Annotated in this window: 14 protein-coding genes and 1 pseudogene; 10 read left to right on the top strand and 5 right to left on the bottom strand. The window is 47.7% G+C overall.

Annotated elements, in window-relative coordinates:
- The first annotated feature begins 555 nt into the window (after positions 1-555).
- Positions 556-1,104 (top strand): alpha/beta hydrolase, encoded by a 549-nt coding sequence (locus H7F15_RS15025; protein ID WP_185197811.1) that lies wholly within the window; start codon positions 556-558, stop codon positions 1,102-1,104.
- Between the two features lie 72 nt (positions 1,105-1,176).
- Here H7F15_RS15025 and H7F15_RS19600 read toward each other — a convergent pair whose 3' ends face one another.
- On the bottom strand, positions 1,177-2,631 hold the full coding sequence (locus tag H7F15_RS19600; RefSeq protein WP_185197810.1) for an OmpA family protein: 1,455 nt from the start codon (positions 2,629-2,631) through the stop codon (positions 1,177-1,179).
- 373 nt (positions 2,632-3,004) lie between these two features.
- Positions 3,005-4,294: an aminopeptidase P family protein gene (locus H7F15_RS15015; protein WP_185197809.1), complete on the bottom strand. Its 1,290-nt coding sequence runs from the start codon at positions 4,292-4,294 to the stop codon at positions 3,005-3,007.
- Positions 4,295-4,447: 153 nt separating this feature from the next.
- Here H7F15_RS15015 and H7F15_RS15010 point away from each other — a divergent pair, with 153 nt between their 5' ends.
- The 6 genes from H7F15_RS15010 (at position 4,448) to rny (ending at position 12,158) form a co-directional block, all read left to right on the top strand.
- On the top strand, positions 4,448-5,620 hold the full coding sequence (locus H7F15_RS15010; RefSeq protein WP_221627085.1) for a glycosyltransferase family 1 protein: 1,173 nt from the start codon (positions 4,448-4,450) through the stop codon (positions 5,618-5,620).
- A gap of 122 nt (positions 5,621-5,742) precedes the next feature.
- The gene (locus tag H7F15_RS15005; RefSeq protein WP_255481262.1) at positions 5,743-6,537 is read left to right on the top strand and encodes a hypothetical protein; all 795 of its coding nucleotides are present in this window, start codon (positions 5,743-5,745) and stop codon (positions 6,535-6,537) included.
- An 885-nt stretch (positions 6,538-7,422) separates the two neighbouring features.
- On the top strand, positions 7,423-9,843 hold the full coding sequence (gene pheT, locus H7F15_RS15000; RefSeq protein ID WP_185197808.1) for a phenylalanine--tRNA ligase subunit beta: 2,421 nt from the start codon (positions 7,423-7,425) through the stop codon (positions 9,841-9,843).
- Between the two features lie 3 nt (positions 9,844-9,846).
- Positions 9,847-10,143: a hypothetical protein gene (locus H7F15_RS14995; RefSeq protein WP_185197807.1), complete on the top strand. Its 297-nt coding sequence runs from the start codon at positions 9,847-9,849 to the stop codon at positions 10,141-10,143.
- A gap of 56 nt (positions 10,144-10,199) precedes the next feature.
- A complete protein-coding gene (locus H7F15_RS14990; RefSeq protein ID WP_185197806.1) occupies positions 10,200-10,484 on the top strand; it encodes a cell division protein ZapA in 285 nt (94 codons plus the stop codon).
- 108 nt (positions 10,485-10,592) lie between these two features.
- Complete coding sequence (rny, locus tag H7F15_RS14985; RefSeq protein WP_185197805.1) at positions 10,593-12,158, top strand: ribonuclease Y; 1,566 nt, start codon at positions 10,593-10,595, stop codon at positions 12,156-12,158.
- A 998-nt stretch (positions 12,159-13,156) separates the two neighbouring features.
- Here the strand turns inward: rny and H7F15_RS14980 are convergent.
- Entirely contained in the window at positions 13,157-13,630 is a 474-nt protein-coding gene (locus H7F15_RS14980; protein WP_185197804.1) for a Dps family protein, read from the bottom strand.
- A 133-nt stretch (positions 13,631-13,763) separates the two neighbouring features.
- On the opposite strand from H7F15_RS14980, the gene H7F15_RS14975 reads away from it, so the two are divergent.
- The gene (locus H7F15_RS14975) at positions 13,764-14,708 is read left to right on the top strand and encodes a hydrogen peroxide-inducible genes activator (protein WP_185197803.1); all 945 of its coding nucleotides are present in this window, start codon (positions 13,764-13,766) and stop codon (positions 14,706-14,708) included.
- A gap of 715 nt (positions 14,709-15,423) precedes the next feature.
- On the opposite strand, the gene sucD is transcribed toward H7F15_RS14975, so the two are convergent.
- Complete coding sequence (gene sucD / locus H7F15_RS14970) at positions 15,424-16,314, bottom strand: succinate--CoA ligase subunit alpha (RefSeq protein ID WP_185197802.1); 891 nt, start codon at positions 16,312-16,314, stop codon at positions 15,424-15,426.
- 333 nt (positions 16,315-16,647) lie between these two features.
- Here sucD and H7F15_RS14965 point away from each other — a divergent pair.
- A pseudogene (locus H7F15_RS14965) lies at positions 16,648-17,628 on the top strand (PLP-dependent cysteine synthase family protein); the annotation flags it as partial.
- A 254-nt stretch (positions 17,629-17,882) separates the two neighbouring features.
- Positions 17,883-18,323: a response regulator gene (locus H7F15_RS14960; RefSeq protein ID WP_185197800.1), complete on the top strand. Its 441-nt coding sequence runs from the start codon at positions 17,883-17,885 to the stop codon at positions 18,321-18,323.
- 51 nt (positions 18,324-18,374) lie between these two features.
- On the opposite strand, the gene H7F15_RS14955 is transcribed toward H7F15_RS14960, so the two are convergent.
- A complete protein-coding gene (locus H7F15_RS14955) occupies positions 18,375-19,226 on the bottom strand; it encodes a sulfite exporter TauE/SafE family protein (protein ID WP_185197799.1) in 852 nt (283 codons plus the stop codon).
- Positions 19,227-19,230 lie beyond the last annotated feature (4 nt).

Genomic DNA, 19,230 nt, shown 5'->3' with positions numbered 1-19,230 from the left:
ATAACAATTCGATAGCTTCTGCCTTAGCTATAGTTGTTGTGCTTGCTCTTTGCTATAGCAGACCGATTACTTTCTCGTGGCTATAGTTCAGTAGGGACAGGTAAACCTGTCCTGTTCGTGGGCTGTAACTATAGAACTATAGCTTAAACTATATTTAAGGCAGAAAGTCCCCCTTTGAAGGGGGCAGGGGGATGACAAACCAAAACTATAGAACTATAACTTAAACTATAGCGAAGGCAGAGTTCCCCTCCTTAGCTAAGGAGGGGCAGGGGTGGTTGGATTACAGCAACTATAGAACTATAACTCAAACTATAGCAACAGCAGCAATTCCCCTCTTGAGAGGGGCAGGGGTGTGTTTGCTAACTATAGGACTATGGCTCTAATCACATCCAAAGCTCCAATCCTGAAAATCCATTAATCCTGTAACCCCTGATTCAGACAATCTCCCTCTCCTGTTATTAGGAGAGGGCCGGGGTAAGGTAAATCCTGAAATACTATAAATCCTTGAGGTATGACTACTTTGCTTTTACTTTGCAGCTTGATATAAAACGATAGATGGCGGAAATACAGATTATACATGTACCTGGCCTGGGTAATTCGGGGCCGGAGCATTGGCAAACAATGTGGCAGCAGCAAGACCCAATAAGCATTCGCGTAGAGCAGGCTGACTGGGACAATCCGGTTTGCAGCGACTGGGTGGAAACACTGCAGCACGTTATAGCCGAAGCCACTAACAAGGAAATTGTGCTGGTGGCACATAGCCTGGGTTGTATGACGGTGGCGCACTGGGCCCGGAAATACAAGGCAAACATTAAAGCCGCATTTCTGGTGGCGCCTCCGGAGGTAGAGCTAAATGTGGAGCTGAAAGAAGTAATGGGCTTTGCACCATTCCCAACAACTAAACTGCCGTTCAGGTCGATGCTGGTGGCGAGCTCCGATGACGATTACCTGACCATTGAACGGGCCGAATACCTGGCCGGGCTATGGGGTAGCGAATTTGTGAACGTGGGCAATAAGGGGCACATCAACTCCTATTCAAACATAGGCGACTGGCCGGAAGGGAAACAACTTTTCAGCAGGCTGCTGGCGGAGGCCGGGCTATAGTTACAGCATAAAAAAAGCGCCCCGACAATTGCCGGGGCGCTTTTGAATTGACGCTAATCTATTCTAAATTATTTAATCCATGTTGAGTTTCATGTCCGGGGTGTCGAGCTCGAAGCCAACCCTTCTGTTCTTGGCTCTGGCACTTTCGGTTCTGCGTTTCGACAGACGCTCGTTAACTTTTACGAGTGGCTGTGTTTCGCCGTAGCCTTTGGTTACCAGTCGGTCAGGGTTCTGTACGCCGCGCTCTACCAGGTAATCTTTCACAGCCTGTGCTCTGCGCTCAGACAGTGCCTGGTTGTACTCTTGTGTACCAATGTGGTCCGCGTGACCTTTGATCAGCAGTACGTGGTCAGGGTATTTCTCAAGTACTACTACAATGCTATCCAGCAGTTGTTTGTAGCCTTCCTGCACACGGGCACGGTCAAACTCGAAGCGTACTTTTTCTTCCAGCAGTTTCAGGGTAGCGGCATCCAGTTCTGGGCAACCACCTTTATCAGCTGGTCCGGCAGAGTTAGGGCAGATGTCTTCGTTATCCGGAACACCGTCACCGTCAGAGTCTACAGGGCAACCATCCGGTCCAGTTTGTACGCCGGCAGGAGTGTCAGGGCATTTGTCGTCGCGGTCAGCTACACCGTCACCATCAGAGTCTGGGCAACCTTGTGTGGCAGCAGTACCAGCTTCGTCAGGGCACTGGTCGTCTTTGTCAGCTACACCGTCGCCATCTTTGTCAGGGCAACCCTGCAGGTTAGCAACGCCGGCTTCGGTAGGGCACTGATCCTGGTAATCGGCTACACCGTCACCGTCAGTATCAATAGGGCAACCATCTTTGTCAACCTGTACGCCGGTTGGTGTGTCAGGGCATTTGTCTCTGCGGTCGCTGACACCGTCCATGTCCGTATCAGTTGCTTTGCCTAAGTTAAAGCCAAGGCCAAAGTTGTGCTGCAGGAAACGGTCGTTGTCGCCACCTTTCTGTCCGTCAAAACCATCGTTACCGGTTAAAATGTAGTTGGTCTGCACAAAGGCGCTCACCACATCAGAGAAGCGCAGGCGAATACCGGCACCACCCATCAGGGCACTTGTTGTAAAGTCATCGTCATAGTTGGTACCATTCACAGATCCGTCGGCCTGGCCAAAGGCAAGACCACCACCAACAGCCAGGTATGGGCCGATCAGGGCGTCTTCTTTCAGAATAGTGCCATACATTTTAAGGCGGATACCCAGCAATGCGGTACCAATGTTGGCATCCATGCTGCTTGCTCCGTTCACGGCGTCAGCGCCGCCATAAGTGAGGTGTAGGCCGGCATCAAACGATGGGCTCAGGTAACGGTTAAGCGAGAGTCCCCCGCCCCATTCCAGATCTTTCTCAAAAAACTGGTTTCCGAGCTCCCCTTTGTATTGAAGAGCGCTACCATATATCTGGATATTTGTCCGTCTATCAGCATTTTGTGCAAACAAGGCTGTATTTGCTGAAAGCAGGAATACAAGCACAAATGCTATTGCACTAAATTTTGTTAATCGTGTTCGCATAGTTTTATTGAGTATATGTTGATATGACAATACGTACATATTTCTCGGGGGTTTATATGTACACTAATAATAAATTGTACAGGAGGAATAATGTACTCGGTTTCAGTACGTTTTTCAGAGTTGTTGTATAGTTTTATCATAAGCAAAAGTTTAGAGCGTTCCCCGTTTCTGCAACTATAGCAAGCTGCCACCAAGTGTCTGTTCCTTTGGCTTATAAAATTGTATCCTATATCTCAAACTGATACGGTACTACAAGGTTTTACATCTGCGGGTAAATTTATGTTACACGCCATATAAGATAGTAAGGGCACAAAAAAAGACTGCCGGCAACAAGCAGGCAGTCTTTTTAAATTGGCTATATTTCTATAGTTGTTTATCGTTTCATTAAGCGCTCAATGTCGTCGGCTTCCAGCGGAATGTCCTTCATCAGGTCTACCGGTCCGTTTTTGGTTACCAGGATGTCGTTCTCCAGGCGTATGCCGATGCCTTCGTCCCAGATGTAAATGCCCGGCTCGCAGGTAAACACCATGCCTTCTTCAAACGGACGGTACTTGTTGCCTACATCGTGCACATCCAGGCCAAGGAAGTGTGAGGTGCCGTGCATAAAGTACTTTTTGTAAAGTGGCGCGGCAGGGTCCTGGTTACGCACATCGTTCTCGTTCAGCAATCCTAATTTTATCAGCTCATTCTCCATAACAGTGCCCACAAACGCGTGGTACTGGTCCAGTGTGTTGCCCGGTACCAGCATGGCGGTAGCAGCTTTCATTACGGTTAATACAGAATCATACACATCGCGCTGGCGCTGGGTAAACTTACCATTTACCGGTACGGTGCGGGTCAGGTCCGAGGCATAGTTGGCGTATTCAGCACCAAAGTCCATCAGCACTAAATCGCCGTCCTTGCACTCCTGGTCGTTATCTACATAGTGTAGGATGCAGGCATTGCTACCCGACGCGATGATAGAACCATAAGCCGGCCCGCGCGAACGGTTGCGGATAAACTCGTGCCATAGTTCAGCTTCGATCTCGTACTCCATCACGCCCGGCTTTATAAAGTTAAGCAGCCTGCGGAAGCCAAGTTCGGTAATGTGGCATGCCTTGCGGATAAGCGCAATTTCGTGTTCTGATTTAATGGCACGCAGGTAATGCATGATTGGGGTGCTGCGCTCGTATTTGTGCAGCGGGTAGCGCTCCTGCATCCATTTTATAAAGCGGGCATCGCGGGTCTCTACTTCCACAACGGCGCGCAGGTGCTCGTTGCTGTTCAGGTACACGTGCTCGGCTTCGGCCATCAGCGTGTTCAGCACCGACTTAAATTCGTGTGTCCACAGGATGGTCTGGATGCCGGATACTTCCTGTGCCTGCTTCTTGGTCAGTTTGTAGCCTTCCCAGGTTAAGATATGGTCGTTGGTCTCGCGCACAAACAGTACTTCTTTCATGCGTGGGTCCCGGGCATCCGGAAAAATTATCAGAATGCTTTCTTCCTGGTCCACGCCCGACAGGTAAAACAGGTCGTTGTTCTGGCGGAATGCCATGGTGCCATCGGCGTTGGTAGGCATTACATCGTTGGAGTGGAAGACAGCGATAGAAGACGGTTTCAGCTCTTTTGTGAAGTTGCGGCGGTTGTGCACAAACAACTCGTTGCTGATAGGCAGGTATTTCATGGGTCTTTTTCGGTTAACAGAAGGTTAAATTAAACACTTCTCCTTAAACATACTTTAAAACTACTATTTATCTCTAAATTTAGGAATTGATTTGACCAAATAATCCGGTAGCACCATGGTAGTGGCCTTTTCTATAGTTGGCTATAGTTGGTAATGCCGGAGCAGTATTCTTATAGTTTAACCAGTGCCCCGCTTACCATGAAGATAGGTTTTGATGCCAAACGTGCCTTTACAAATACATCCGGTTTAGGTAACTATAGCCGTTTCACGATCTCGGCGCTGGCGGAGCTTTTTCCGGATAACGAGTACGTGCTTTACACGCCCAGGCGGAATGAACTGTTCCGGGATCAGTATTCCGGCTATAGTTCGGTGCGGGTGGTGGAGCCGCAGGGCGCCTGGAAAAAGTTATCATCTGTATGGCGTGTTTTTAAGCTGGCCTCCACGGTAAAGCAGCAGCGACTGGATATCTTTCATGGCCTCAGTAACGAGTTGCCGGCCAATATCCGGAATAACGTTGGCGGGGCAGTTGTAACGATACACGATGTCATTTATTTAAGATACCCCAACCTGTTTAAGCCTGCCGACCGCCTGATCTATGATAAAAAGTTCAGGAGTGCCTGCAAACAGGCGCACCGGATAGTGGCTATAAGTGAACAGACAAAGAACGATATTGTTGAATTCTTTGGTACGGACCCGGCCAAAATTGAAGTGATCTACCAGGATTGCGACCCGGTTTTCCACGAGGCCTGCGACACGGCTATGCTGGCAACTATAAAACAGAACTATAAACTGCCGGACAAGTACCTGTTATGCGTTGGCACCGTGGAACCGCGTAAAAACCAGCTGAACCTCCTGAAAGCCTGGCACGCAGCAGGCACAGACCTGGACCTTGTTTTTATAGGGAAACAGACGAAGTATGCGGACAGTCTGAAAGCCTACATTGCGCAGCACAAACTGGAAACACGGGTGCATTTTATGCCATATATTCCGTTCAGGGAGTTGCCGGCCTTTTACCAGCTGGCCACCGTTTTTGCGTATCCGTCCATTTTCGAAGGGTTTGGTATTCCCATTGTGGAGGCCCTGAACAGTGGTGTGCCCGTTATCACCTCCAAAGGCTCCTGTTTCAGCGAGGCCGGGGGCGAGGCCGCTATTTACATAGATCCGGATAATGTGCAGGAACTTGCCTCGGCCATTGGCAGGGTAGGGCAGAGTGAAGCGCTGCGACAGCAAATGATACAACAGGGATACCGGCATGCACTGAAATTCCGGCCCGAACACACCATTGCGCAGCTTCATGCGTTATACCAGCAACTTTTAAAAAACTAACTAAACCGGCGGCTAAGGTATCTGTAAACTGCGGTAGTATTTTTTTTGAATAATAACCTGAACTATAGTTTCATATTTAATCCCCAACCTTTAATTTGAGGCCCTTTGAAGCCTGTTTTACAATGAGTGATCGTGATGTTGTGCTTTGCCTGCTGCGTGCCGGAAAGCGGAGTGCTGTTTATGTAACTATAGTTTTATTTTTTCCTGTTCTTCTTTCGGGCTGCGTTTCTGCCTACATGCCCAATGTGCCTAATGTGCCTATGTTTACCCAGCAGGGCGAGCTGAGTGCCGGCGGCCATATCACCCCCAAAGGCAATATCACCTTTAATACAGCCTATGCCGTGTCGGACCATTTTGCTGTGGTGCTCAACGGCTCTATGCTGAACAGCGAGCGCCGCAAGCGCGATTTCAGGCATAATTTACTTGAAGCTGGCGGCGGTTATTTTACCACCTTCGGGCCGGACAATAACCGCATTCTGGAAATTTACGGCGGGTACGGCGGTGGCTCCAGCGACCGCACCGAAAAAGACGAAGACAAAGAGACCGGCGAAATGACCTACACCCGCCACGAAGCCAACTTCAGTAAGTATTTTGTGCAGGTAAACTTCACTTCTAAAAAGAAGCGGTCGCTGAGTCTGTTCAGCCGGGAGTTTCCGCTGAACTATGGTACGGCCCTGCGCGCCAGCTACGTAAACATGCACGACTATAAGCTAAACGGTGTGGCCGCTGCCGAAGAAGACAATATTTTCCTGGAGCCCATCTTCTACACCCGCCTCACGCTTAACCCTTCGGTACAGCTACAATACACCACCGGCACCACCATCGGCCTTAAAAACCGCGAAACGCTAACAGCTGCCTATTCCGTTTTTGCCGTAGGTTTTGTGATAAATGTGGGCGGAAGGGATTTGAAGAAGTAATTGTCTGAATCAGGATTTACAGGATTAGAGGATTTTCAGGATTGGGTTGTCTGCTATAGTTGGAACAGCTATAGTTTTATAGTTAGCAAACACACCCCTGCCCCTCTCAGAGGGGAATTTTGGCTATTGCTATAGTTGAACTTGTAGTTTTATAGTTAGCGCTAGTCCAACCACCCCTACCCCTCCTTAGCCAAGGAGGGGAACTCTGATACTACTATGGTTTAAGCTATAGTTTCATAGTTGCAGATCACGAACAGGCAGGCGCAGCCTGCCCCAAGGAATTACAACCACGAGAAAAGCAGGTCTGCTCAAGCCAAGAGCAAATAAATAAACTATAATTAAAGCATCGGCTATCGAACTGTTATCAGTCTTTGGGTTGAGCGCCTTTGACTTGTTGCGGTGCCTGTAGGGCATTGCGACGGTAGGAGCAAAGGAAATGTACACCGCGCGATGCCCGAAGACGGGGCCTCCCGGCCCGGGAGGGAGCCAAGCTAACTATAAAACAATAGGCTCTTAAAGCTCCCAGGATTAGAAGTAGCTATACTACAATGGCTTGTTTCAAATAGTAGGCAAAGTCAACTATAGCCAGACGCTAGCAGGAGCTGAGCACGCTGCTAGGTCTTTACCGATCTATAGGCTGAGATAGATTTCTCACGTTGTTCGAAATGACAAAAGAGAGGGAATGAACTATAAGGCATAAAAGATGTCTCGCAGCTACGCTGGCTCTTTTCGACTCGCGTCTCAAGAATGCTCGACATGACTGAATATAAACCATAAACCCCTACAATTTTACATCACTTGCAGCAGGAAACAGAATAATGCTTAATTTTGAAGTTAACTGGCTCAAACGATAGAGCTAAACTATAAAAGAATAAAAATTACGACATGCTGATCTCACTCGACTGGTTAAAACAGCTGATACATATAGATAAAAACGCGGAAGAAGTTGGTGCTTTGTTAACAGGCGCAGGCCTGGAAGTAGAAGGTATTCACAAGCTGGAAGCCGTGAAAGGTGGCCTGGAAGGCATTGTGATAGGTGAAGTGCTTACCTGTGAGCGCCACCCGGATGCCGACAAACTGAGCCTGACTACGGTAGATATTGGCACCGGAGAGCCGAGCCAGATCGTATGCGGTGCGCCAAACGTAGCTGCCGGGCAGAAAGTGGTGGTAGCAACTGTAAACAGCACGCTTTATCCGACCGATGGCGAACCGTTCAAGATCAAGAAGTCTAAAATACGTGGCGCTGTTTCGGAAGGAATGATCTGTGCGGAAGACGAAATTGGCATTGGTGCCTCGCATGCCGGTATTATGGTTCTGGATACTGATCTGCCAAACGGAACGCCTGCTGCCGAGTATTTCGGACTGAACCCGGATGAAGTATTTGAGATTGGATTAACGCCGAATCGCGCTGATGCGGCCTCACATTACGGTGTTGCCCGCGACCTGCAGGCTTTGCTCAAAACTCCTGCTACCTTGCCGGATGTATCTGCTTTCAAAGTGGAGAATACCAACAAACCAATAGCTGTTGAGGTTGAGAACACTGTGGCTTGTCCGCGTTATGCCGGTGTAACTATAACAGGCGTAAAAGTTGGCCCGTCGCCGGAGTGGTTGCAGAAACGCCTGCGCGCTATCGACCTTTCGCCGATCAACAACATAGTTGATATCACCAACTACGTGTTGCACGAGCTGGGTCAGCCACTGCACGCTTTCGATGCCGACCAGATAAAAGGCGATAAGATCATCGTTAAAACGATAGCTGAAGGTACTTCTTTTGTAACGTTGGATGATGTGGAGCGCAAAATGAAGGCCAATGACCTGATGATCTGCAACACCGAAGAGCCGATGGCCATTGCTGGCGTATTTGGAGGTAAAAAGTCAGGTGTTACCGAAGCTACGACAACTATATTTATAGAAAGCGCTTACTTCTCGCCGGATTATGTGCGTCGCACAGGCATGGTGCATGGTCTGAAAACAGATGCTTCGTTTCGTTTCGAGCGTGGCACTGATCCGAACATGGTAATCACAGCTCTGAAGCGTGCTGCCCTGCTGATGCAGGAAATTGCCGGTGGTGTTATCTCATCTGATATTGTAGATGTTTATCCAAACCCGATTAAGAATACAGAGCTAAGCCTGAGCATTGAGCGTACGCACCAGCTTATCGGGCAGCACATCGGTACAGAGCGTATCAAAACAATATTAACCGATTTGGGTATCGAAGTGAAAGGTGAATCTGAAACGCATCTGGAGCTGTCTGTTCCGCCATTTAAAGTGGATGTGAAGCGCGAAGCGGATGTGGTGGAAGAAATTCTGCGCATCTATGGTTTCAACAACATCGAGGTAAGCGAGCACATGGGCACAACCTACATGGCCAGCTTCTCAAAGCCTTACCCGGAAGATGTGACCGATGCGATCATGGATTACATCGCCGACCAGGGCTTTTATGAGATCATTACCAACTCGATTACAAACTCCAATTACTACAAACCAGCTGGCGATGCCGAAATGGCAGGACTGGTGAAGGTATTAAACTATAACTCCGAAGACCTGGATGTGCTGCGTAAGAGCATGGTGTTTTCGGGGCTGGAAGTGCTGCGCCGCAATATTAACCGCCGGCAGCGCGACCTGAAACTGTTTGAACTTGGCAAAATATACCAGCGACTGGAAGACGGTACCACCAAAGAGAGCCGCCGCCTGGCGCTGTACATGGCCGGTAACCTGACCGCCGAAAGCTGGAGACAGCCGGGTGCAAAAATGGCCTTCCACGACCTGGCCGCTGTAGTACAAAACGTACTAAGCAAACTAAATGCGTCGGACTACGAAACCCAGCCATTGCAGCCAAACCCGTATATGAAGCAGGGCGTTGCCTATGTGAAAAACGGAACTATAGTTGCTGAGATCGGGCCTATAGATGCTGGTGTAGCGAAGTTTATGGACGTGAAGGAGCAGGTTTGGTATGCTGAGCTGAACTGGGATTACCTGCTGAAGAAGTACAAAGCCAACCTGGTTGGTGAAGAGCTGCCGAAGTTCCCGGAAGTACGCCGTGACCTGTCTTTGGTGTTAGATAAAGCTGTTACCTTTGACCAGGTGAAGCACATTGCTTTCAGAACGGAGCGCAAGCTACTGCAGGATGTGAACGTGTTTGACGTGTACGAAGGCGATAAAATAGAGCAGGGCAAAAAAGCCTACGCTATCAGCTTTACCTTGCTGGATAAACAGCAGACACTAACCGATAAAGTAATTGACGCCACCATGACACGTTTGATGCAGCAGTTTGAGAAACAGTTAGGAGCTTTTATCCGGAAATAGGCCATGGCAAAGGAAGCGCAACTACAACAGCTCCAGCAAATTGAAGATAAACTGCGGAAACTGCTCAGCCGCTATGCCGATGTGCAGCAGCAGCTTAGCAGCGCCCGCGACGAAATAAAACTCCTGGAAACACAGCTGAACGAGAAAGATCAGCAAATAAAAAATTTTCAAAATCAGGAGAATATTGTTAAAATTGTAGACACGATAGCAGGAAATCCTGCAAATTCGACTGAGTTAAAGCTCAAGCTAAACGAATACATCAGAGAAATTGATAAGTGCATTGCTTACCTGCGCGACTAATAACCACATGAGTAACAGCGCAGAAAAGGTAAGCAGGACTATAAAAAACGCAACGGATGAGTGAATTATCGATAAAGATTCGCATCGCAGAACGCGAGTATCCGATGCGGGTAAAGGAAGAAGAAGAGGAAAGACTTCGCCTGGTAGGCAGATTGCTGAACGAGCGGTTAAAGTTCTTTAAAGACCAATTCGGAATTCAGGACAAACAGGACCTTCTGGCTATGGTTGCTTTTGAAACTATGGTAGAGAAACTGAAACTGGAGGAAGATAAAAACCTGCATCTTTCTAAAGTAGGCCAGCAGCTTACGGTGCTGGATGATCTTCTGTCGTCGGCGAAGTAGTTTTGTTGCCGTACAGCCTTTACACGTCGTAGCTTTTTACCAGCTTTAACACGTCTTATTGCAGACCACTGCTAATGTGTTTTTAACAAACTTTAAAAACATGTTGACATGTCCGATATTCTATCCATTTTAATTACTGCCCTTGTTGCGCTGGCCGTAGGCGTGTACATAGGGCGTATGCTGCTGCAAAAAGTATACAAGCAGCAGGAAGTAGCCGCCCGCCAAAAGGCAAAAGCTATTATCCGTGAGGCAGAGATCAATGCCGAAGCCATCAAGAAAGACCGTATGCTGGAAGCGAAGGAGAAATTCCTGAAGCTGAAATCTGAGTTTGAAGAAGAATCAAACAAGAAGAAGAACATTATCATCCAGAATGAGAACAAGGTAAAGCAGCGCGAGCAGCATGTTACCAAGCAGATGGAAGATAATAAGCGCCGCGAAAACGAACTGAACAAGGAAAAAGAAGCCCTTAACCTGCAGTTAGAGCACCTGCACAAGCGCAAAGAAGAAGTAGAGAACCAGCACAAAGAAGTAGTTGCCCAGCTGGAGAAAATTGCCGGCCTGACCGCTTCTGAAGCCCGCGAGCAGCTGGTAGAAGCCCTGAAAAGCGAAGCCACCACGCAGGCATCTTCTCACATCAAAGACATTGTAGCGCAGGCTAAACTTACCGCAACCAAAGAAGCTAAAAAGATCGTTATCGAAACCATTCAGCGTACTGCTGCTGAGCATGCTATCGAGAACTGCGTTTCGGTATTCAACATCGAGAGCGACGATATTAAAGGTAAGATAATTGGTCGTGAAGGCCGTAACATCCGCGCTCTGGAAGCTGCCACCGGCGTAGAAATTATAGTTGACGATACCCCGGAAGCTATCATTATCTCTGGTTTCGACCCTGTTCGCCGCGAAATTGCACGTCTGTCGTTACACCGCCTGGTAGCTGACGGTCGTATTCACCCGGCCCGCATTGAGGAGGTTGTTGCCAAAACACGCAAGAACATTGAAGAAGAGATTGTTGAGATCGGTGAGCGTACTGCCATTGACTTAGGCATTCACGGTCTGCACCCTGAACTTATCAAGATGGTAGGTCGTATGCGCTTCCGTTCGTCTTATGGCCAGAACCTGCTGCAGCACTCACGCGAGGTAGCTAACCTTTGCGCTACCATGGCAGCTGAGCTTGGCCTGAACGTGAAACACGCCAAACGCGCCGGTTTACTACACGATATTGGTAAAGTAACCCCAGACGAGCCGGAGCTACCACACGCGATCATCGGTATGGAGCTTGCCAAAAAGTATAAGGAGCATCCGGATATCTGTAATGCCATCGGTGCCCACCACGACGAGATCGAGATGACAGCGATGATCTCTCCACTGATCCAGGCCTGCGATGCTATCTCTGGTTCAAGACCAGGTGCCCGCCGCGAGATCATGGAGTCGTACATCAAACGTCTGAAAGAACTGGAAGAAGCTGCTATTTCTTTTGAAGGCGTAAACCAGTGCTACGCTATCCAGGCTGGTCGTGAGCTCCGTATTATGGTGGATGCCGATAACGTGTCAGATGAGAAAGCAGCACAGCTGTCGTTTGATATTTCGCAGAAGATTGAGAAGGAAATGCAATATCCGGGTCAGATCAAGATCACGGTTATCCGCGAAATGCGCGCGATCAGCTACGCGAAGTAATTTCTAAGATTTCACTTTTAGCCAAGTGGAGCCGCTTGTTGTACTGAGCTACAGCAGGCGGCTTTTATTTTATAGTTGATATAGTACATGTCGGTCTGAATTGGTTAGTCCACTATTTTCATCCCGAGCGTAGCCGAGACATCTTATATGTCTTATACTTCCACTATTGTCATTTCGAACAAAGTGAGAAATCTATCTCAGCCTATAGTTGATGCACAAAGGCTATAGTCCTATAGCCTGCTTTGCCTACTACTTGATACAAGCCATAGTTTCATAGTTACTCGTGATCCTGGGAGCTCTACTTACCTACAATTTTATAGTTTGGTTGGCTCCCTCCTGGGCCGGGAGGCCCCGTCTTCGGGCATCGCGCGGTGTACATTTCCTTTGCTCCTACGTCGCAATGCTTTCAGCACCGGAAATCTACAAGGCGCTCAACCCAAAGACTGATAACAGTTCGATAGGTAAGCTATAGTTGCTGTTCATGCTCTTAGCTTGAGCAGATCATTTTTTTCTCGTGGTTGTAATTCCGTAGGGACAGGTCGCGACCTGTCCTATCTTGGTCTATAACTATAGAACTATAGTTGAAACTATAGTAGTATCAGAGTTCCCCTCCTTGGCTAAGGAGGGGCAGGGGTGGTTGGAACAACACTAACTAAAGAACTATAGCTTCCAACTATAGTAACAGTCCTAATCCTGATAATCTATCTAATCCTGTAAATCCTGATTCACACAATTCCCCTTTCCCATTTCAGGGGTAGAGGCCTTCGATAAAAGGATAGTGCTGGGGCAAATAATCAGACAACTCGCATCATGACCTGAACCATAAAAAACGCCTGCAGAAACTACAGACGCTTTCAATCTATGTTTAAGCTGTATTAATTTATAGTTCAAATCTGTGTGACAGGTACAATACAGGAGCAGTTGCAGCGCCGGGTAACGTAAGCGCCGCTTCTGCCACTGTTTCACTCACACTTTTAGCCTTAAAATCTTGGTTGTGTTTAACTCAGGAAAGCATTCAGCATCCAGAGTGTCTTTTCTATTTCGTTAATGTCTTCACTCAGCAGGGCTACGGTACCCTCGTCGCCGGTTTCTGCAGCCAAGCTCAGGATTTCGCGCTCCAGGTTAAGGATTACTGTAAGGTTCTGATGGGTGGCCTGTACGGTTTCTTTATCAGTGCTTAAGCCAGCAGCTTCTTTAATGGTAGCCACGCGGATGTACTCCGAAAAAGTATGCAGGGGCTGCTGCCCGATCGTCAGGATACGTTCTGCAATAGCATCAATCTGCGTAAGTGCGCTGTTGTACAATTCCTCAAATTTGGCGTGCAGCTGGAAAAAGTTGACCCCTTTAATATTCCAGTGAAAACCGCGCAGGTTCTGGTAGTAGAGGTGGTAATTTGCCAGCAGTTCATTCAGCTTATCAGCCATCTGTTTAGAGTCTTCTTTCTGCAATCCGATATTCGTCAGCTTATTCATAGTTCTTATAGTTAGGATGTTTACTTCTTATACTACAAAGGTCCGCTTATCTTGTTTATAAATCAAATCAATAGTATTTATGCTTTGATAGTTTATAGTTATAAAGTACCTTTAGGTAACAGAACTGATTAAAATGACACTGATACAACTGGAATACCTGGTGGCAGTAGACACCTATCGCCACTTTGCCACCGCCGCCGAAAACTGTTTTGTAACGCAGCCAACCCTGAGCATGCAGCTACAGAAACTAGAAGATGAACTGGGCGTGCAGGTTTTTGACAGGAGCCGTGTGCCGGTACGGCCAACCGAGATAGGGAAGGAAATTATAGCACAGGCCCGTGTGGTACTCGCCGAAGCCAAAAAGATACAGGAACTGGTACAGAACCAGAAAAAGGAGCTGAGCGGCGAGCTTCGGATCGGCGTGATACCTACGCTGGCGCCCTACCTGATGCCTTTGTTTATTACCAGCTTTCTGGAGAAATACCCGCAGGTGCGCGTAGTGGTGCAGGAACTGCTGACCAACGAAATAGTAGATAAACTGAACCACGAACTACTGGATGTAGGCTTGCTGGTAACGCCTTTGGATAACAAGAGCATAAAAGAACTGCAGCTGTTTTACGAGGCCTTTATGGTATATGTAAATCCGCAACACCCATTGGCAAAACAAAAAGAAGTAAGCCCCACCGAGCTACTGCCCGATGACCTGTGGGTGCTGAACGAAGGCCATTGTTTCAGGAGCCAGGTACTGAACATCTGTAACCGCGGCGGCAAGTTAGGTAGCTCCGAAGGGGCAAACCTGGACTACAGAAGCGGCTCGCTGGAAACCTTGAAACGCATTGTTGAAACTCAACACGGCCTTACGCTGCTGCCCGAGCTATCGGTGCTGGAAATGCCGGAAGAGAAGAAGAAACTGATAAGGCCATTCAGTGAGCCGCAACCTTTGCGTGAAGTAAGCCTGGTAGTGCACAAAAGCTTCCTGAAGAAAAAGCTGATCGAAGCACTGCAGAAAGAAATCGTGGCATCAGTGCCCCAGACTATAGTTACCCGCAAAAAACAACAGGTAATAGGGATTAGTTAGAGAGTTAAAGAGTTAATGAGTTTAGGAGTTAATGAAGTTAAAAAAGTTGGGAAGTTAGAAAGTTAGAAAGATGTAAGATCTGGCAGCGTGCGCAGCTCCTGCCAGTTTCTGTAACTATAGAGTTATGGCTACGAACTATAGCAAAGGCAGAAAAGTCCCCCTTTGAAGGGGGTAGGGGGATGACCAAACATTAACTACAGAACGATAGCGTAAACTGCGCCCTCGCTCGCGTCCCGCGAGTGTGAGCTATTTGGTGGCGTCCCTCCACGTCAATCGTAACAAGTATAAACTATAGTTAAGTAGCGAACCTAAACTATAGTCTTAAATGCGGCCAGAGGCCGAAGGTAACTCACACTCGCGGGACGCGAGCGAGGGCGAAACAATTGTCCCGTTGAGGACAAGTGAGAACGGGAGTTCGAAACTTGCGACCGTAGGTCACAGGGGTGTAAAGACGCTAACTATAGGACGATAGCCATCAACTACAACTATAGCCGAAATTCCCCTCTTGGGAGGGGTAGAGGTGGATTAAAACACTAAGTATAGAACTATAGCTCAGACGCTGCCCAAACTGCGCACTCTTCCAGTTTTAGTAATCCTGTTCATCCTTTCATCCTGTAAATCCTTGGGGTAGGGGCCCTATTTAAAGATTCAGACAAATAAAAAAGGCTGCCCTTTTCAGAGCAGCCTTTCCTTATAAAATAAAGTTAAATATAACTTATGCGTTGATACCAGCTTGTTGAAGAGCAGCAACCATAGCTTCACCGATCTCAGCAGGAGACTCTACCACATGGATACCGTTCTCGCGCATGATTTTCATTTTAGCAGCAGCTGTATCGTCAGCGCCGCCAACTATAGCACCTGCGTGGCCCATACGGCGACCAGCTGGAGCAGTCTGGCCAGCAATGAAACCAACTACCGGCTTTTTGTTACCAGTTTCGCTGATGTATTTTGCAGCCATTGCTTCGTAGTTACCACCAATCTCACCGATCATCACGATCGCATCCGTCTCAGGGTCTTCCATCAGCAGTTGTACTGCATCTTTTGTAGGTGTACCAATGATCGGGTCGCCACCGATACCGATAGCTGTTGAAATACCTAAACCGGCTTTCACGATCTGGTCAGCAGCTTCGTAAGTAAGCGTACCTGATTTAGAAACGATACCGATACGACCTGGTTTGAACACGAAACCTGGCATGATACCCACCTTCGCTTCGCCTGGCGTGATAACACCCGGGCAGTTTGGTCCGATAAGCGTTACATTTTTAGACTTGATGTAGTTTTTAGCAGCCACCATGTCTTTTACAGGAATACCTTCTGTGATACACACGATCACTTTAATACCAGCATCAGCGGCTTCCATAATGGCATCAGCAGCAAAAGCCGGCGGCACGAAAATGATAGATACATCAGCACCTGTTCTTTTTACGGCTTCTTCTACCGTGTTAAAAACAGGCAGGTCCAAGTGGTTTTGGCCACCTTTGCCCGGAGTAACACCACCAACAACGTTAGTACCGTACTCGATCATCTGAGATGCGTGGAAAGAGCCTTCAGAACCTGTAAAGCCCTGTACGATCACTTTCGAATCTTTATTTACTAAAACACTCATGTGTATCTTATTTAGTTGTGTAAAACCGTCTGATAATAAGGATGTGCAAAAATAGGCTTTTTTATGGCGCGTACAAAAAATAGTTAAAGCTAATATAGTTGACGATGGATGGTTATCCGGTATTCGTTAACAGGGCTCCGGTGGTTATATATTGCCCGTTATTTTTAGCCTGCCGGCGGCAATGTATGGCATGTAAACTATAGTTGCCGGAACACTATACGCCTTCCGGGCTGTTATGTATACAGTGCAGGCTGCAAGGGGCGGCAGGCGTTCCTGCTGAAAACATAATTTTATTTACGTACCTTTGCACCCAAGAATTCAAAAATACCTCACATGAAGTATCTGAACCATATAACCGAAGCGATCGGTAACACCCCTCTTGTAAAACTTAACAGTGTTGCAAAAGAAACAAAGGCTACCATCCTGGCCAAAGTAGAGTACCTGAACCCGGGTAACTCGGTAAAGGACCGCATGGCGATCCGGATGATTGAAGATGCTGAAAAAGCAGGCATCCTGAAGCCCGGCGGAACTATAATTGAAGGTACATCGGGTAACACCGGCATGGGCCTTGCGCTGGCTGCCATTGCCAAAGGCTATAAGTGTATTTTTACCTTATCAGATAAGCAGAGCAAAGAGAAGATGGACATCCTGCGTGCTGTAGGAGCCGAAGTTATAGTTTGCCCTACCAACGTAGCCCCGGAGCACCCGGATTCTTACTACTCGGTAGCCAAACGCCTGAACCAGGAAATTCCAAACTCGTTTTACCCGAACCAATATGATAACCTATCGAACTGGCAGGCGCATTACGAAAGCACCGGCCCTGAGATATGGGAGCAGAGCGGAGGTAAAGTAACGCACTTTATTACCGGCGTAGGCACCGGTGGTACCGTAACAGGTATCTCCAAGTACCTGAAAGAGAAAAACCCGGCTGTACAAACTATAGGAATTGATACCTATGGTTCTGTTTTCAAGAAATACAAAGAGACTGGTATTTTCGATGAGAACGAGATCTATTCTTACGCTACCGAAGGTATCGGCGAAGATATTCTGCCGAAGAACGTGGATTTCGACCTGATCGATCAGTTTATAAAAGTAACCGATAAGGATGGCGCTGTGATGACACGCCGCCTGGCAAAAGAAGAAGGCTTGTTTGTAGGCTGGTCTTCGGGCACAGCTGTATTTGGCGCCCTGGAGTATGCCCGCGAAAATAACCTGACCGAAAACGATGTGATAGTGGTGTTATTGCCAGACCACGGAACGCGCTACCTTGCCAAGATCTACAATGATGACTGGATGCGCTCTCAGGGCTACATCAACTAATAGCTATCGTATAAACTTGGAAGCCTGATTTGGTTCGGGCTTCACTTTTCTATATCTTCGGAAATGTTTTATTCGGCGGTATCGTTGGACTGTAGTTCAATGTGCAGTTAAACCGAACGGATAAAATAAAACAACATGCTTAAACGATGCAGCTATTATCTTTGGCATAAAAGCTGCATTCATTAAGTTCAATTAAGTACCCTCTGTTCAGGTACTATCGTATTGCCTAAGTATTGAGTAATTTAATAATGACTAAACTTTCCGGCATCTTACTTATTGATGATGACGAAACCACTAACTTCCTGAACCAGCGTTTGCTGGACAGGATGGAAGTGACCGACCATATCCATACTTTTGTGAACGGCAAGCAGGCATTTGATTACCTCTACAACATCAGTAACAACAACTACGACCCCGGCAGCCGCGATTATTTCAAGCCCGAACTAATCTTTCTGGATATAAACATGCCGGTAATGGATGGGTTTGAGCTGCTGGACCTGTACGAACGCCTGAGCCCGGATTTTAGAAAAGGCATAACGATGGTGGTGCTTACAACCTCTACCCACCCCCAGGATACCGATACGGTAGAAGAGTACGCTGCTGAATATGTTACCAAACCGCTTACAGCCGAAAAACTAAACAAGCTGCTCACAAAGCACCAGGCCAAGCGCCAGGAAGACAAAGCTTAATATATCATGAACTACTAAAACCTGCCTCTGCCTTACAGAGGCTTTTTTGTTTTAGAAAGAAAAGCCAACGCCTACTTCCGATTTTATGACCAGGTTCAGCAACACGCCGAAGCCGGCCAGGAACAGCCCGATGCCGATCAGGGTTTCCATGTTGCTGAGCTTGCCACGCCGTTGCTTAAAAATGTTGCCACCCAGTGCGCCCAGTGCAAAAGCTGCAATTAGCGGCAGACTGCGGCTCCAGAGTACGTTGCCCAGTAAAAAGTGGCTTATAAACCCTGTAAAGCTGGTAATAACAAGTATAAAAAGCGATGTGGAAGTAGCGATCTGAGCCGGTATCCGGAAAAGCTTTATCATCATAGGGGTTTGTACAAAGCCGCCGCCAATCCCAAAAAGCCCTGCCATAACACCCGAAACAAAGCCCAGCGTTGTCACGACGCCGGCATTGAGGCGGTAAGCAAGGTGTTTTGCCCTGTTCTTCCGGATAAACGATGTGGGTACGCGCCTTAGCCGGTACATCATGCCGGCATGCGGGTCTATCTTTTTCTGCTTTTTAGGCTTCAGCATGGCTATACCAACCGCAATCACAAAAAGGGCAAACAAGAGCTGTAGTTTAAATACTGGCAGAAAAGCTACCAGAAAAGCACCCAGCACCGTTCCGGCTATAGCGGGCAGCTGAATTAAGGTGCCAACCAGGTAATCAATGGTTTTGTCGCGGAGGTTAAAGATAGAAGCGATGAAGGAGGCCGGCACCAGCGCAGCCATAGTTGAGCCGATAGCAATCTCGATGTTATACCCGAAGAAGATGATGAGGATGGGCACCATAAAAACGCCGCCACCAAACCCGATGACGGTGCCAAATCCGCTTACCAACATCCCGATAAAGAATATGAGTAATTCTTCCATGTAT

The sequence above is a fragment of the Pontibacter sp. Tf4 genome (assembly GCF_014212495.1).
Classification (GTDB): domain Bacteria; phylum Bacteroidota; class Bacteroidia; order Cytophagales; family Hymenobacteraceae; genus Pontibacter.
The sequence above is the reverse complement of the archived record's forward strand: the minus strand, read 5'-3'. Positions and strand labels throughout refer to the sequence as shown.